Genomic DNA, 14,999 nt, shown 5'->3' with positions numbered 1-14,999 from the left:
ACAGGGTTTTGCAGTCATTCACACATCTGCCATTCAGTGCAGATCCACTGTGGGAGCGAGCCTGCTCGCGAAAGGGCCATCACATCCAGCATCAGTGTCGTCTGACACTCCGTCTTCGCGGGCAAGCCCGCTCCCACAGGGTTTTGCATTCATTCACACATCTGCCATTCAGTGCAGATCCACTGTGGGAGCGGGCTTGCTCGCGAAAGGGCCGGCACATCCAGCATCAGTGTCGTCTGACACTCCGCCTTCACGAGCAAGCCCGCTCCCACAGGGTTTTGCAGTCATTCACACATCTGCCATTCAGTGCAGATCCACTGTGGGAGCGAGCCTGCTCGCGAAAGGGCTGGCACATCCAGCATCAGTGTCGTCTGACACTTTGCCTTCGCGAGCAGGCTTACTCCTACAGGAGATAACTTTCAATTGTCCTGATCAGGTGGACAGTGAAACGCTTTTCAGCCGATTTATCCCTTTGCTGTGCGTCAGTAATCTGTACCCAACTTGAACGCAACAACAACTTCAGACAATCAAAAAGGGATGCACACCATGACCACTCCAACCTACAACCGCCTGAACAAAGACGACGCAATCGTGCTGCTGGTTGACCACCAGACCGGGCTGATCTCGCTAGTGCAGGACTTCTCGCCGAACGAGTTCAAGAACAACGTGCTGGCGCTGGCCGACCTGGCGAAGTTCTTCGACCTGCCGACCATCCTCACCACCAGCTTCGAACAAGGCCCGAATGGCCCGCTGGTGCCAGAGTTGAAAGAGATGTTCCCGGACGCGCCGTACATCGCTCGCCCAGGTCAGATCAACGCTTGGGACAACGAAGATTTCGTCAAGGCGATCAAGGCTACCGGTCGCAAGCAAATCATCATCGCCGGTGTCGTGACGGATGTGTGTGTAGCGTTCCCGACCCTGTCGGCGCTGGCGGAAGGCTTTGATGTGTTCGTGGTCACCGATGCCTCCGGCACCTTCAACACCACCGTGCAGCAAGCCGCCTGGAGCCGCATGACCCAGGCCGGTGCACAGATGATGAATTGGTTCTCGGTGGCCTGTGAGCTGCACCGCGACTGGCGCAACGACATCGAAGGGCTGGGCAACCTGCTGTCGCAGCGGATCCCCAACTACCGTAACCTGATGAACAGCTACTCGGCGCTGACGCAGCAGAAGTAACTTCACCAGCAACGCAAAAGCCTGCTTTTAACAGCAGGCTTTTTGTTTTTCCGGATGACTAAACACGGTCACCTGTAGGAGTGAGCCTGCTCGCGATAGCTCTGGACCAGCCAATGAAGATGTTGCGCGTGCCGACGCCATCGCGAGCAGGCTCACTCCCAAAGTTGACCGTGTTTCGTCAGGAAAACGCAATTTCCTGTAGGAGTGAGCCTGCTCGCGAAGAAGGCGGCACGGTCACCCGAGCAACTCGCTGATCCACTGCACCTCTTGGCTGATCGCCTGCACTTTGGCCTGCGGTAATGCCTGTTGCGCGTGGGTAAATTGGCTCAAGGTCTTCTGTCGCTGAAGCAGCCTGCGTCGCCATTTCTGTAGAAACGCCGGGCTGCGCTCCTGCAGTTGTACAGGGCCGAAATACAGTTCTTCGGCGCTGTAAGTCAGCGGCTCGGCAGCACGCTCGGCAACAATGATTTCATAGTCGAAGCGGTCCTCATGCAGCACCTCTTCGCCAACGATCCGGTAGCCGTTATCCATCAGCCACTGACGCAGCGGCTGCTCGCCGCCGTTAGGTTGCAGAATCAGCCGTTCGTGGCCGCTGAGTCGGGCTTTGCCGCTGTCGAAAATGTCGCGGATGGTCTCGCCGCCCATGCCGCAGAGGGTGATAGCGCTGATGGCGTCTTCAGGTCTGATCGCCGCCAGGCCATCGGCGAGGCGCACGCTGATGTGGCTGCGCAGATCGTTGTCGTTCACGGTGCGTTGCGCCGCGTGGAAGGGCGTCGGAGCGACCTCGCCAGCCACCGCCGCGGCAATCATCCCGCGGCGCATCAGGACCACCGGCAGGTAAGCGTGGTCCGAGCCGATATCGGCCAGCCGCGCGCCAAGCGGCACGTGGGCGGCGACGCGCTCAAGGCGCATGGACAATGTCTGTTGGTTCAACGGCAACCCCTTCACCGGCGGCGGAAAAAGGGGTGCGACTCTGGCGAGCAACGCCGACGCTGTCAAATCGCGCCGATGGAATCGCTTGCCCAGCGGCAGCACGGCGCTGCCGATGGGCGTTTGCGCTTAGCCCGCGAGCGTCGCGTTGTCGATGACGAAGCGGTATTTCACATCACCCTTGAGCATGCGCTCGTAGGACTCGTTGATTTGATCGGCGCGGATCAGCTCGATGTCGGAAACGATGCCGTGCTCGGCACAGAAATCGAGCATCTCCTGGGTCTCGGGAATGCCGCCGATCATCGAACCGGCGATGGTGCGGCGCTTCATGATCAGGTTGAACACGTTCGGCGAGGGATGCGGCGAGGCGGGCGCACCGACCAGCGTCAGCGCGCCATCGCGCTTGAGCAGGACGAGGAAGGCGTCGAGATCGTGCGGTGCTGCAACCGTGTTGAGGATCATGTCGAAGCTCTTGGTGTGTGCCGCCATTTCCTCGGCATTGCGCGACACCACGACTTCGTCCGCCCCCAGCGCCTTGGCCGCTTCACGCTTGGACTCGGAGGTGGTGAACGCAACGACATGGGCGCCCATGGCGTGAGCCAGTTTGATGCCCATGTGGCCCAATCCACCGATGCCGACCACACCGACTTTCTTGCCGGGGCCGGCGTTCCACTGGCGCAGTGGCGAATAGGTGGTGATGCCTGCGCAGAGCAGCGGCGCGACGGCGGCCAGTTGCGCCTCGGGATGGCGGATGCGCAGGACATAACGCTCGTGCACGACGATGTTTTGCGAATAGCCGCCGAGCGTCCAGCCCGGTGCGTCCGGGGTCGGGAAGTTGTAGGTGCCGATCATGCCGTCGCAGTAATTTTCCAGCCCGGATTCGCAATCGTCACAGTGTTTGCAGCTATCGACGATGCAGCCGACACCGACCAGATCGCCAACCTTGTAGTCCTTGACGTGCGTGCCGACGGCTGACACGCGACCGACGATTTCATGACCGGGAACGCAAGGAAACTGCGTGCCGGCCCATTCAGCGCGCACCTGATGCAAGTCCGAATGGCAGATGCCGCAAAAGGCAATGTCGATCTGCACATCGTGGGCGGCCGGTGCGCGGCGGTTGATCTGCATCGGCTCAAGGGGTTTGTCGCCAGCGTGGGCGCCGTAGGCTTGTACGAGCATCGGAGCATCCTCCATGGGTTTGTCGGATGTTAATTGTGGCCCTTATGTTCGAACGCGCCATTGTGCATTTCTGTGGAATGTTTGCCTGATTCTGTGAAACCGCTGTCAGAATCGATCCAGCGCGTAAGGCGCGATATCGGGCAAGTCGATGAGCTGGCTGGGCAGCGTCGGCGAAACCAGCCGCGCCACCATCTGCGCCGTCACCGCCGCCTGCGTCAACCCCAGGTGCTGATGCCCAAACGCAAGCAACACTTTGCCATTGCAGACCTGGTCGATGACCGGAAGCGAATCCGGCAGCGATGGGCGAAAACCCATCCACGGGGTAGCGCCGTCAGCGTTCAGGTCGTTGCGAAACAGGCCTTGACTCAAGCGCTGCAACTGCCAGGCGCGCGCCATGTTTGCGGGTCGTTCAAGCCCGGCGAACTCGACCGTACCCGCGAGGCGCAGGCCTTCGCTCATCGGTGTCATGATGAACTTGCGTTCCAGCGAGGTGACGGGGAAGGGCAGCCGGTGATGTTCCTGGGGCAGCATCAGGTGATAGCCGCGCTCGGTGTCCAGCGGCACGTTCTTGCCTGTTAATGCGGCGGTGAGTTTCGCCGAATGAGCGCCACAAGCGATCAACACGCGGCGCGCCTTCAACTCTCCGGATCCGGTAAGCAATGCCACACCGTGCTCCTGCACATAACCGCCCTGAACCTGCTGCTGGACGATTCCCACGCCACAGGCCCTGGCCGCTTCGACCAGTGCGACGACGACTTGGTATGGATCGAGGAAATGCCCGGTGCGCGGGAAAAACAAGCCGCCCTCAATCCGCTCGCTGAGCTGCGGCGCGGTTTCGCGTATCGCCTCGCCCCGCCAGTAATCGATCGGTACCTGTTGCTGACGCAAACGCGTCTGAAGCGCCTCAATGGCCTGACGCGACTCGGCACGTTCGAAGACCAGCAACGAGCCGTCGACCTTGAGCAGATCGGGACGCTGAATATCAGCGAGCAACTGCTGCCACGCGTCGAGGCTGCTTTCATTGAGCGCACGCAACCCTGCGACGGTTTTCTGGAAGGGCTCAGTTCGCAGATTCAGCAGCAACCGCGTGAACCACGGCAGCGCGCGCGGCAGGTATTTCCAGTCCAGGCGCAGCGGCCCCATCGGGTCCATGAGCATGGCCGGCAAGCGTTTGAGGATCGACACGTCGGCAATCGGAAACACCTGTTCGGTCGCCAGATGCCCGGCATTGCCGAACGAGGCGCCATGGCCGGGCGCCTGCTGATCGATGACCACCACGCGCAGGCCCTGCTGCGCGAGACGCAGTGCGCAAGCCACGCCGATGATCCCGGCACCGACCACAGCGATGTCGTGCGAAGGGTTATTCGCCATGGCTTGCGTCTTCCCGTTGGCCGTCGAGCAAGCGATGCAGGTGCAGCGGATTGGTTTTTTGCAGCGCCGTGGTCAACAACTTGTCGGGGAAATCCTGATAGCACACCGGCCGCAGGAATCGCTGGATCGCGGCAGTGCCGACCGACGTGGTCCGCGCGTCGGATGTTGCCGGAAAAGGCCCGCCGTGAACCATGGCATCGCACACTTCGACACCGGTCGGCCAGCCGTTGACCAGCAGGCGCCCGGCCTTGCGTTCCAGGGTCGGCAGCAATGTGCGGGCCAGAGCAAGGTCAGCGTCATCCACGTGCAGAGTCGCGGTCAGTTGACCTTCTAAGTGTTCGCAGACCTGACGGATTTCTTCGTTATTGCTGCATTGCACCACCAGCGAGGCGGCGCCGAAGGTTTCGGCGTGCAGGCGATGATCGGCGAGAAAATCGACGGCGTCGGTGATGAAGACATGCGCCTGACACCGATTCGGGCCGGCGCCGGATTGACCTGCGGCGACCTTGCGTGCGCGGGGATTGTCCTGCAACGCCGTCACGCCCGCTGCATAGGCGCTGTAAATGCCCGGCGTCAGCATGATTTGCGCCGCGCTGTGGGGAATCAGTTCGGTCACCGCGCGGAGAAACCCATCCAGCGCCGGGCCTTTTTGGGCGATCAGTAATCCTGGATTGGTACAGAACTGCCCGGCGCCCAGGGTCAGCGATGCGACAAACCCTTCGGCCAACGCCTGCGCCCGATTGTGCAAGGCTGCCGGAAACAGCAGCACCGGGTTGATCGAACTCATTTCCGCGTACACCGGAATCGGCTCCAGCCGCGCTTGCGCCGCTTGCATCAAGGCCAGTCCGCCGGTGCGCGAGCCGGTGAAGCCTGCGGCTTTGATGCGCCAGTCGCTGACCAGCGCAATGCCCACCTGATAACCGGAATCGAACAGCAATGAAAATACGCCCTCGGGCAACGCGCAGTCCTTGATCGCTCGGGCGACCGCGCGGCCCACCAGTTCGCTGGTACCGGGGTGCGCGCTGTGGGCCTTGACGATCACCGGGCAACCGGCGGCCAGCGCCGAGGCGGTATCACCGCCGGCCACGGAAAAGGCCAGCGGAAAGTTGCTCGCGCCAAACACCGCCACTGGCCCCAGTGCGATCTGCCGTTGACGCAGGTCCGAGCGCGGCAGCGGCTGGCGTTGTGGCTGCGCCGTGTCGACGCGCACATCGAGCCACTCACCGGCGCGCACCGTTCGGGCGAACAGGCGCAGTTGCTGGCAAGTGCGGCCGCGCTCGCCCTGAAGACGTGCCTGGGGCAGGCCGGTTTCGGCGTGGGCGCGCTCGATCAGTTCATCGCCAAGCAGCTCGATGTGCCCGGCAATGCATTCAAGAAATTCGGCACGGGCAGCAAGGCTGGTTTCGCGATAGGCGTCTTGCGCTGCCCAGGCCAGCGCGCAAGCCTGTTCAACCTGCAAGGTCGACGCGCCGGCATAGGCCGGTTCCAGTGTCTGGTTGGTCGCCGGGTTAATCCCGTAGAAGGCTTGGCGTTCGCCCGCCACCGATTGTTGGCCGATCAGCAAATTGCCCGTCAAAGTCATGGTGTCTTCCTGTGAAAAGAGGGGGCCTGCCGCGAATCGTGATGCTCCACGGCAGGTCGCGGTCAGGCGAAGTTCTGCTCGGCCGACCAGTTTTCGTACCAGTGACGGAACAGCGAATACTGCTTCTCGGCGTAGCGCCGTTGCGAATCGCTCAACGTGTCGGTCTCGTTGAAGTGCAGGGTGTATTCCTTGTCCCCGTTGAGCACCATCAGGTGCTTGTAATACAGCACCAGATCACAACCTTCATCGAACGATGACAGCACCGCCAGCGCCGATTCCAGTTCCCGCGCCTGACGTCGTGCCTTGGCATCGCCTTGCGCCGCTTGCTTGCTCAGGGCCACCAGTTGCAGCACTTCCCGGGGCAGGGCGTTGCCGATGCCAGTGATGGCGCCGGTGGCATTGCAGTTGACGAAACCGTGCACCACTTGGGTGTCGACGCCGACCATCAGCGTCACGTCGTCATCCTTGGAGGTGATGTTTTCTGCCGCGTAACGCAAATCCGCAGCACCGCCGAATTCCTTGAAGCCGATCAGGTTCGGGTACTCGCGGCGCAGTTCGAAAAACAGATCGGCGCGGGTGGCGAAGCCGTAGTAAGGGCTGTTGTAGATCACTGCCGGCAAGTTCGGCGCGGCTTGCAGAATGGCGGCAAAGTGAGCCTTTTGCGCCGTCGCCGAAGCCCCACGGGACAGCACACGCGGGATGACCATCAAGCCTTGCGCGCCGACTTTCGCTGCATGGGCTGCGTGAGACACCGCCTCACGGGTGTTCACCGCGCCCGTGCCGACGATGGTCGGCACGCCGGCGGCTACCAGCCGCGCCACGCCTTCCTGGCGCTCGGCCTCGGTGAGCAACGGCCAGTCGCCCATGGAGCCGCAATAAACCACGGCGCTCATGCCGGTATCGATCAACTCGCGACCCTTGGCCACCAGCGCATCAAAGTCGGGTTTACGCTGGGCCGTGCACGGGGTCATCAGGGCCGGCATGCAACCGGTGAAGATGTTGTCGCTCATGTTCTAACTCCTTGGCATTTGATTTTATTCGAGGTGAACGATCGGCGCGGCGGCTCAGATGCCCCACGCGAACGGGTCGCTTTCGTCGATCAACAGGGTGCTGTCGGCGGTCATGTAGGCGCGGCCGGTAATGAACGGGCGGATGCGCTCGCCTTCCCATTCAAAGCGGCCTTCGAACTGGCTACCGGTGATGCTCGCCTGTACCCACGGCGCGCCGGGTTGCAGTTTGTCGTCGGCGGCCAGGCACGCGAGTTTGGCGCTGGTGCCGGTGCCGCACGGTGAGCGGTCGTAGGCTTTGCCGGGGCACATGACGAAGTTGCGGCTGTCGGCGCTGGCGTCGTCGGCGAACAGTTCGATGTGGTCGATGACCGCGCCGTCTGCGCCATGAATGCCCTGGTCTTCCAGCGCTTTGAGCATCGCCCAGGTGTATGCCGTCAGGTGTTCGACATTGTCCATGTGCAAGGTCCGGCCATGCTCGGAGACCAGGTAGAACCAGTTGCCGCCATAGGCGATATCTCCGACCACGCGGCCAAATCCCGGAACGTCCACCGGGACTTGTTTGCGATAACGCCAGGCGGGCACGTTGCCCAGAGTGACCGAGCCATCGTCGTGCAAAGTGGCGCTGACCTGACCGACCGGTGTGTCGATCTTATGCACTCCCGGCGCGATCCGCCCCAGGTAGTGCAACGAATTGATCAGGCCGATGGTGCCGTGGCCGCACATGCCCAGATAGCCGGCGTTGTTGAAGAAAATCACCCCGCAGGTGGCGTCCGGCGACACTGGCGCGCAATACAGCGCGCCGACCAACACGTCGTTGCCGCGCGGCTCCAGCAGACAGGCGCGGCGCCACTGATCGTGCTGGTTGCGCAGGGCATCGCGCTGCTCGGCCATGCTGTTGCCGGGCAGCTCGGGGAAGCCGCTCATCACCAGGCGCGTCGGTTCGCCGCCAGTGTGGGAATCAATCACGTGTACTCGTTTCATGAACATGTCCCGTTGGGTGAATTCAGTAGGCGCCGGCAGGGCGTGCATTGACGGTGGCGGAGGGCATGGCGGCTTCGCTTTCCTCGTCCTCGTCCAGACGCAAGAGGTGCGCTGGCACACCGGTCGCCGCGCCCCAGTAATAAATTCCGGTGGCGCAAGCGGCGACGACGATTGTGTCGAACGGATGAGCGAGGATGCCCAGTCCGCCGAAGGTGCCGAGTTTCGACAGCACGATGGTCACGGCGTAGAAGGCGATCAGCCACGCCGACGAACGCACCTGACGCGCCAGATTCAGGTGAGCGGTCGGCACGAAACGGCCGCAGAGCAGATACAAGACAAACATCAGGATTTGCAGGCCGAGCAGCCACGACACGGTGTTCCAGCCCGACCAATAGACGATCAGCGCGGCGATGATGAACGACACCGGTCCGAGCACGCCCATGCCCTTGACCCGGAACGGGCGTGGCATGTCCGGCGCATTGCGACGCAGCGCGGCGACCGACACGGGCGCCACGGCGTAGCTCAGCACCAGTGCAGCCGAAACCACATTGATCAGCGCTTCCCACGACGGAAACGGCAGGGTCCAGAACACCGACAGGGCGAAGGTCAGCCACAGCGCTGGGCGCGGAATGCCGGACTTTTCGTCGATGCGGGTGAAGACTTTGAAAAACGTCCCGGTCTGTGCCCAGCCGTAGATCACGCGCGGCGTAGCGTTCATGTAAATGTTGCCGCAGCCGCTCGGCGAGATCACCGCGTCGGCAACCACCAGCCACGCCAGCCAGCCCACACCGAGCGCCAGGGCGATGTCGCGATAAGGCAGGGCGAATTCCTTGCTGATGCCGGCCCAGCCGTCGGCGAGCATTTCGGTGGGGATGCTGCCGAGAAACGCCATTTGCAGCAGCACGTAAATCAAGGTCGACAACAGCACCGAAAGAATCAGCGCGATGGGAATGGTGCGCTGCGGATTTTTCACCTCGCTGGCCACCGAAATGATCGGCGTCAGGCCCAGGTAGGCAAAGATAATCCCGCCGGCCGAGACCGCCATCTCGACGCCTGACAGACCGAACGGGGCGAACCCTTGCACTTGAAAGTTCTCGGGTTTGAAGAAGGTGAACAGCACACCGATCACCAGCAACGGCACGATGAACTTGAAAACGCTCACCAGGTTGTTGGCTTTGGCGAAGGTCTTCACGCTGCGATAGTTGAGAAAGAAAAACACCCAGAGCAGGCCGAACTGCACCAGCCAGCCGAGGATCGTCGGATCGTTGCTGCCGGCCTTGGTCAGGTCGGGAAACCACGCCGCCGCGTATTGGCGCGAGGCAACCACCTCGATCGCCACCAGACTGGAAAAGGCAATCAGGGTGATGAACCCCATCAGATAACCGAGCAACGGCCCATGGGAATACACCGGGTAGCGCACCACACCGCCGGCACGGGGCAATGCCGCGCCCAATTCGCAATACACGATGCCCAGCAGCAACACCGCGAAACCGCCCAGCAGCCAGGAGAAAATCCCCGCTGGCCCGGCGATGGCGGACACATGGCTGGCCGCGAACAGCCAGCCGGAACCGAAGATCGCTCCGAGTCCGATAAATGTGAGGTCGATCAGTGAAAGCTGTTTTTTGAACTTGCCTTGGCCTGACATGGCATCGCCTTCTTGTGAGTTATTGGATAGGCAGTTGTGTCACCGGGACAGCCAGACTTTGAACCGATCGACATGACGGCGATTGATGTTTTGCGCAGCGATCGATGACGAAATCAGCACAATCGCCGCGACGAATGCGCGGCCTCGACAGCGCGCCGACGTTGCTGCAATCTGCTCGCGGACGCTTTTCCGGCGGTTCATCGCAAGGGGGATGGTTTAGATGCAGCCTGGATTCTCGATCCTGTGCCAAGGTGCTGACGGCCTGCGGCCGCAGACCCTCGAAGAGATGGTCATCAGCGTCGCGCAGCTGTTGCCGATACTCGATGTGATCCCCAACGCGGCGATTTTTATCAAGGATTTGCAAGCGCGCTATGTGCTGGCCAACCGCACGCTGGTGCAGCGCTGTGGCCTGAAGGACTTGCGTCCGTTGCTCGGCAAGACCAGCGCACAAGTGTTCCCGGCGCAGTTGGGGCCGGGCTATACCGAGCAGGATCGCAAAGTGCTGGAGGAAGGTTTTGTGCTGGAGGATCAGCTCGAACTGCATTTGTACGGTAGCCGCGAACCGGGCTGGTGTTTGACCCACAAACGACCGATCTATAACCGTGATGGAGTGATCATCGGCTTGGCGGGGATTTCGGTGGATCTGCAATCAGCCACTGAAACCCATCCGGCGTTTGAGCGACTGGCCGCTGTCGACGCGCATATTCGCGCTAACTTCAACCGGCGCGTGACCCTCGGTGAACTGACACGGATCGCCGGTATTTCCGTGGCGCAACTGGAGCGCTACTGCAAGCGGGTATTCCATCTGACGCCACGGCAAATGATCCAGAAGGTTCGTCTGGAACACGCGCATCGATTGCTGCACAGCGACTTGCCGATTACGGAGGTTGCGCTGCAATGCGGTTACACCGATCACAGCGCTTTTACCCGTCAGTTCAAGGCGTCGACCGGCTTTACGCCGCGTGAGTATCGCCACGCCACCGGGCGTTAGACCAACACGGCCAGCCAAGCGGAGAGCAGCAGGAGAACGGCCAAAACCGCGTTCATGCACCTGAACGCCTGCGGTGAACTGAGCAACCGTGCGCTGCCAACACCGAGTAACGCCCAGAGCGTCATGCACGGCAACGACACCAGCAGAAACGTCAGCGACAACACCAGCAGCCGCAGCGTTTTGTCGCCGCCGCCGACAAACACACTGACCACCGCCACGGCCATCATCCACACCTTGGGGTTGACCAATTGCAGCATGGCCGCGCTGAACACGCTGAGGCCTTGTTCTTGCGCGGCAGAAGGGTCCAGTGATGGCGGCGTACTGCGAAAGATCTGCCACGCCAGCCAGCTCAGCCAGAGCACGCCGCCCCAGGCCATCGCTTGCTGCACCCGCGGAAAACGCAACAGGGTTTCGCCAGCGCCCAGCCCGACCACCAGCACGATCAACGCCGCCGCCGCGCAGGCGCCGAAAATGATCGGTAACGTGGCGATCAGTCCGCGCCGCGCGCTGTGGCTCAACACCAGAATATTGGTCGGCCCCGGTGTGATCGAAGCGACGAAAGCGAACAGCAGAAAGGGCAGTAACGAGGCCATGGTGCAGATTCCTGAAAGTCAAAACAGGACACCATGATCGTCCGCGGGCGGGCGTCAGTCTGGAAGGTTTGTGCAGCGTTTGCGGTAGTCCGCGGGGGTCAGTTGATAGGCGCGGCGGAACCAGCGCCCCAGATGACTCTGGTCGGCAAAACCGAGCACGCTGGCGACCTGCGCCGGCGTTTCGCCGCGCGCCAGTAACTGCCGAGCCTTGGCCAGGCGCAGCTGGATCAAGTACGCATGGGGCGCCAGGCCGAAAGCGGCCTTGAACGCGCGGGTCAGGCGAAAACGGTCCACACCACAGACCCGGGCGAGGTCGTCGAGGCCGATGTCTTCATAAGTGTGGGCATGCAGATAATCGCGCGCGATCTGCGCAACCAATGGCAGGCGCGGGTCGAAGTCCTGACGCTTGCGCCAGTCGAGGTGGCGGGTTAGGGACGCCAGCAGGGCATCGATGGCGGTCTGGCGGACGATGCGCAAATCGCCTTCGTGCAACGCGTGGAAGGCTTGCACAATCGCCGTCGACAGGAGCGGGTCGTGGCTCAGCGTGTCGGCAAAACCCGGCTGGCTGTCGGCGGGCGCATTTTCAAACAGCGCGTGCAGTTCCCGCTCCAGCCAGTGTGGATCGAGGTACAGCATCGAGTAGGTAAAGCCGTCCTCGGTCGGCGCATGGCCATCGTGGATTTCACCCGGTTCGAGCAGGAACACGTGGCCCGGCGTGCTGCGGTGGCGCACACGCCGGCAATTGAATTGCTGCACGCCTTGCTCGGTGACCCCGACGAGAAAACTGTCATGCCAGTGCGGATCGTAGGCATGCCCACGGAAATGCGCACGAATCGACTCGATCCCGGTATCGACATCCTGGGAGAGGGAGATCCAGTTGCGTTTGTCCATCGGGGCACTCCAAGGGAGGTTGAGCAGAGGCGCTCTTAAAATACCGCTTGGGGGAGTTGGGTGTTTAGAAGATTTGTGCAGATGAGGAGGGGGCAAGTCAGAGAAGGTGTCTTGGTCGGGCGGGACGAGAAAACGCAGACGAAAAAAAACCGCCTTCGCGGGGCGGTTTTTTAGTAAGCCTCGATTTGCGGTCGAAGCCATGTGCTTCACCAGCCACCCTAACCAGGATTGCCATGGTATGGAGTTTTACCGTTCCTTGCAACGGTTGAACAGACGTTCGAAACAAGTGCGCCTTCAGCCCTGCGAAGAATTTACATGTTTGTGTTTGTTGAAGGTAGTCTGGCAGAAATAACATTTAACAAAGGAGTGGCGGCGTTTGATGAATAATGGCGTGAGCGGCGCTTTTGCCCTGGAGTTTTCAGGTTAATATGCCCGCGCTCAACTGATAGAGCGGCGGAGAGGTTTGGCTGGGGGCGCAAAAGGTTTTACGCCCTTCGACGCGGATTCGCACCCGTGCCGGAATGATGTCTCGAAGGGATTTCAACCGGCCGCCTCACCAGCCACTCTAACCAGTCGGCTGAAGGCACGCAGGGTCCGGTAAGTTTGCTGGAGGTTTGGCCGCCAGCCCTGGAGGCCAAAACGTATGAAGCTTTTGCTGCGTACGCTGAGCCTTGTATGGAGATTGTTGAAAGCCCTGCGCTTTTACGAGTTCCTGCGAGACCACTTTGACGACCTGAAGTAGAGGTCGTTTTGGTGGGGAAGACCCGTTTCGGTTTCGACCGATCCGGGTCTTTTTTTGTTCCAAAAAACTGTCATAAATAGGATTTGTAAGTTTTGTGATCTCGACGTTGTAAGGCGTTTCGCTTGGACACGTAAGCATTAGTGTAGGTCGATCAAAGTTGCTTCTAATGCACGCAGCAATCATTGATTGCGTCAATAACAACCATTAAGTCAATGAAGTTCTCATATCCCTGGCGCGGCGTAAGATCGGCTCCATACCCAACCACTGCAACCCGGAGCACATCATCATGAAACGCCAGACTATCCTCGGTATTGCTTTCTCGGTTTTTGCACTGAACGCTTTTGCCGCCACCGAAACCGACCCACTGTTCAGCGACGCTGTCGCCGCCACCGAAACCGACCGCCTGTTCAGCGATGCCGTCGCCGCCACTGAAACCGATCGTCTGTTCAGCGACGCCGTCGCGGCGACCGAAACCGACCCGCTGTTCAGCGATGCCGTCGCCTCTGACGGTTCCGACCATCTGCAAGGCAATCGGGTCGCCGAAGGCGGTGCTGATCGTCTGCTCGAACGTCGCACCGCTTGAGCGTAACAATGAGCGTTGATCGCGAATGCCGCCTCAAACATCGGCGGTATTCGATTTACTCGCGCATCACGATCCTCGTTTAAACCGCCGTCGGCAGCACAGCCTTGTCGCGATCGCGGCCCTTGAATGTCGCCCAAAAACACAGCAGCACCGCCACGGAAAAACCGGCGGGGAATAGCCAGATGCTTCTCCAGTCGTGACCCGCGCCTGACGTGAAGTGATCGGTAATCCGTCCCGCAATCCAGAAACCAATCAACATCCCCAAACCGTAAGTGGCCAAGGTAATCAAACCTTGTGCGGAGCTGCGGAAGCGTTCCGGCGCCTTGGCATCGGTGTAGATCTGCCCGGAAACGAAGAAGAAGTCATAGCAGACGCCGTGCAGCGCGATGCCAACCAGCAGCATAAATGCCTGATCATCGTTGTTGCCGAAGGCGAACAGCACGTAACGCAACGCCCAGGCCGCCATGCCGACCAACAGGGCAATCTTGATGCCGAATCGATGGATAAACAGCGGCAGCAATAGCATGAACAACACTTCCGAGACCTGACCGATGGCCATTTTCGCCGTCGGATTGGTCACGCCGATCTCGGCCAGAAATGGATTGGCATTCTGGTAATAAAACGCCAGCGGAATGCAGATCAGGATCGAGGCGAGGAAAAACACCAGGTAGCTGCGGTCCTTGAGCAAACCCAGCGCATCGACCCCCAGCATCTGCTTGAGGCTTGATGCGCCTGCTGCGCTTTTCAGCGGTGCCGTGTTCGGCAGGCTGAAGCTGTAAATCCCCAACAGCAACGAAGCGACGGCTGACATCAGAAACGTATTGCGCAAGCCACCCGTTGCGATGCTTTGCTGGGAATCCCAGGCAAACCCGAAGCTGATCACCACGCCGGCAACAATCCAGCCCACCGTGCCCCATACGCGGATGCGCGAAAATTCCAGCGCCGGGTCTTTGATCTGGCGGAACGCCACGGCGTTGACCAGCGCCAGTGTCGGCATGTAGACCATCATGTAGCTCAGTACGTACGGGTAAAACGTACTGAAATCAGCCGCGCGATAAAGCTGATAAAGCAACACGGCACCGAGCAGGTGCAGCACCGCCAGGATGCGTTCGGCATTGAAAAACCGATCGGCAATCAGGCCGATGACAAACGGCGCCAGGATCGCACCCCATGATTGCGTGGCGAACGCCATGCCGATCTGCCCGCCGCTGGCGGCGAGCGTGGTCGCCAGAAACGTGCCGAGGGTGACGAACCAGCCACCCCAGATAAAGAACTGCAAAAACATCATCACGCTGAGTCGCGCATTCATTACGTTCATTTCAGAT

Annotated in this window: 13 protein-coding genes; 3 read left to right on the top strand and 10 right to left on the bottom strand. The window is 60.8% G+C overall.

The window, feature by feature from the left end:
* Positions 1–546 precede the first annotated feature (546 nt).
* Positions 547–1,176, top strand: coding sequence for an isochorismate family cysteine hydrolase YcaC (gene ycaC / locus HU765_RS24620; protein ID WP_016774235.1), 630 nt, complete (start codon positions 547–549; stop codon positions 1,174–1,176).
* 234 nt (positions 1,177–1,410) lie between these two features.
* Here ycaC and HU765_RS24615 read toward each other — a convergent pair whose 3' ends face one another.
* The 7 genes from HU765_RS24615 to HU765_RS24585 form a co-directional block, all read right to left on the bottom strand.
* On the bottom strand, positions 1,411–2,109 hold the full coding sequence (locus tag HU765_RS24615; RefSeq protein WP_238344761.1) for a tRNA (adenine(22)-N(1))-methyltransferase TrmK: 699 nt from the start codon (positions 2,107–2,109) through the stop codon (positions 1,411–1,413).
* Between the two features lie 126 nt (positions 2,110–2,235).
* Positions 2,236–3,285 carry an NAD(P)-dependent alcohol dehydrogenase gene (locus tag HU765_RS24610; protein WP_186623526.1) on the bottom strand — a complete coding sequence of 350 codons (1,050 nt, stop codon included), beginning with the start codon at positions 3,283–3,285 and terminating at the stop codon, positions 2,236–2,238.
* A gap of 105 nt (positions 3,286–3,390) precedes the next feature.
* Positions 3,391–4,656, bottom strand: coding sequence for an FAD-dependent oxidoreductase (locus tag HU765_RS24605; protein ID WP_186623524.1), 1,266 nt, complete (start codon positions 4,654–4,656; stop codon positions 3,391–3,393).
* Entirely contained in the window at positions 4,646–6,238 is a 1,593-nt protein-coding gene (locus tag HU765_RS24600; RefSeq protein WP_186623522.1) for an aldehyde dehydrogenase (NADP(+)), read from the bottom strand. The genes HU765_RS24605 and HU765_RS24600 overlap by 11 nt, the downstream gene beginning before the upstream one ends.
* Positions 6,239–6,300: 62 nt before the next feature.
* Complete coding sequence (locus HU765_RS24595) at positions 6,301–7,248, bottom strand: dihydrodipicolinate synthase family protein (RefSeq protein ID WP_186623520.1); 948 nt, start codon at positions 7,246–7,248, stop codon at positions 6,301–6,303.
* Positions 7,249–7,302: 54 nt separating this feature from the next.
* Entirely contained in the window at positions 7,303–8,229 is a 927-nt protein-coding gene (locus HU765_RS24590) for a 4-hydroxyproline epimerase (RefSeq protein ID WP_186623518.1), read from the bottom strand.
* A gap of 22 nt (positions 8,230–8,251) precedes the next feature.
* On the bottom strand, positions 8,252–9,874 hold the full coding sequence (locus tag HU765_RS24585) for an APC family permease (protein ID WP_186623516.1): 1,623 nt from the start codon (positions 9,872–9,874) through the stop codon (positions 8,252–8,254).
* A gap of 220 nt (positions 9,875–10,094) precedes the next feature.
* Between HU765_RS24585 and HU765_RS24580 the strand changes: the two genes are divergently transcribed.
* The gene (locus HU765_RS24580; protein ID WP_186623514.1) at positions 10,095–10,865 is read left to right on the top strand and encodes an AraC family transcriptional regulator; all 771 of its coding nucleotides are present in this window, start codon (positions 10,095–10,097) and stop codon (positions 10,863–10,865) included.
* On the opposite strand, the gene HU765_RS24575 is transcribed toward HU765_RS24580, so the two are convergent.
* Both HU765_RS24575 and HU765_RS24570 read right to left on the bottom strand, forming a co-directional pair.
* Positions 10,862–11,458 carry a LysE family translocator gene (locus HU765_RS24575; RefSeq protein ID WP_186623512.1) on the bottom strand — a complete coding sequence of 199 codons (597 nt, stop codon included), beginning with the start codon at positions 11,456–11,458 and terminating at the stop codon, positions 10,862–10,864. The two genes, HU765_RS24580 and HU765_RS24575, sit on opposite strands and share 4 nt — an antisense overlap.
* A 54-nt stretch (positions 11,459–11,512) precedes the next feature.
* On the bottom strand, positions 11,513–12,349 hold the full coding sequence (locus tag HU765_RS24570) for an AraC family transcriptional regulator (protein ID WP_186623510.1): 837 nt from the start codon (positions 12,347–12,349) through the stop codon (positions 11,513–11,515).
* A 1,028-nt stretch (positions 12,350–13,377) separates the two neighbouring features.
* Here HU765_RS24570 and HU765_RS24565 point away from each other — a divergent pair.
* Positions 13,378–13,674: a hypothetical protein gene (locus HU765_RS24565; RefSeq protein WP_186547875.1), complete on the top strand. Its 297-nt coding sequence runs from the start codon at positions 13,378–13,380 to the stop codon at positions 13,672–13,674.
* Positions 13,675–13,753: 79 nt separating this feature from the next.
* On the opposite strand, the gene HU765_RS24560 is transcribed toward HU765_RS24565, so the two are convergent.
* On the bottom strand, positions 13,754–14,992 hold the full coding sequence (locus HU765_RS24560; RefSeq protein WP_186547873.1) for a nucleoside permease: 1,239 nt from the start codon (positions 14,990–14,992) through the stop codon (positions 13,754–13,756).
* Between the last annotated feature and the right edge of the window lie 7 nt (positions 14,993–14,999).

It is taken from the genome of Pseudomonas sp. SWRI81, assembly GCF_014268545.1.
Classification (GTDB): Bacteria; Pseudomonadota; Gammaproteobacteria; order Pseudomonadales; family Pseudomonadaceae; genus Aquipseudomonas; species Aquipseudomonas hamedanensis.
The sequence above is the reverse complement of the archived record's forward strand: the minus strand, read 5'-3'. Positions and strand labels throughout refer to the sequence as shown.

Bases quoted from the DNA above. Each gene is read 5' to 3' on its own strand.
- ycaC (WP_016774235.1), top strand. From the start codon at position 547: ATGACCACTCCAACCTACAACCGCCTGAACAAAGACGACGCAATCGTG.
- HU765_RS24610 (WP_186623526.1), bottom strand. From the start codon at position 3,285: ATGCTCGTACAAGCCTACGGCGCCCACGCTGGCGACAAACCCCTTGAG.
- HU765_RS24605 (WP_186623524.1), bottom strand. From the start codon at position 4,656: ATGGCGAATAACCCTTCGCACGACATCGCTGTGGTCGGTGCCGGGATC.
- HU765_RS24600 (WP_186623522.1), bottom strand. From the start codon at position 6,238: ATGACTTTGACGGGCAATTTGCTGATCGGCCAACAATCGGTGGCGGGC.
- HU765_RS24595 (WP_186623520.1), bottom strand. From the start codon at position 7,248: ATGAGCGACAACATCTTCACCGGTTGCATGCCGGCCCTGATGACCCCG.
- HU765_RS24590 (WP_186623518.1), bottom strand. From the start codon at position 8,229: ATGAAACGAGTACACGTGATTGATTCCCACACTGGCGGCGAACCGACG.
- HU765_RS24585 (WP_186623516.1), bottom strand. From the start codon at position 9,874: ATGTCAGGCCAAGGCAAGTTCAAAAAACAGCTTTCACTGATCGACCTC.
- HU765_RS24580 (WP_186623514.1), top strand. From the start codon at position 10,095: ATGCAGCCTGGATTCTCGATCCTGTGCCAAGGTGCTGACGGCCTGCGG.
- HU765_RS24575 (WP_186623512.1), bottom strand. From the start codon at position 11,458: ATGGCCTCGTTACTGCCCTTTCTGCTGTTCGCTTTCGTCGCTTCGATC.
- HU765_RS24570 (WP_186623510.1), bottom strand. From the start codon at position 12,349: ATGGACAAACGCAACTGGATCTCCCTCTCCCAGGATGTCGATACCGGG.
- HU765_RS24565 (WP_186547875.1), top strand. From the start codon at position 13,378: ATGAAACGCCAGACTATCCTCGGTATTGCTTTCTCGGTTTTTGCACTG.
- HU765_RS24560 (WP_186547873.1), bottom strand. From the start codon at position 14,992: ATGAACGTAATGAATGCGCGACTCAGCGTGATGATGTTTTTGCAGTTC.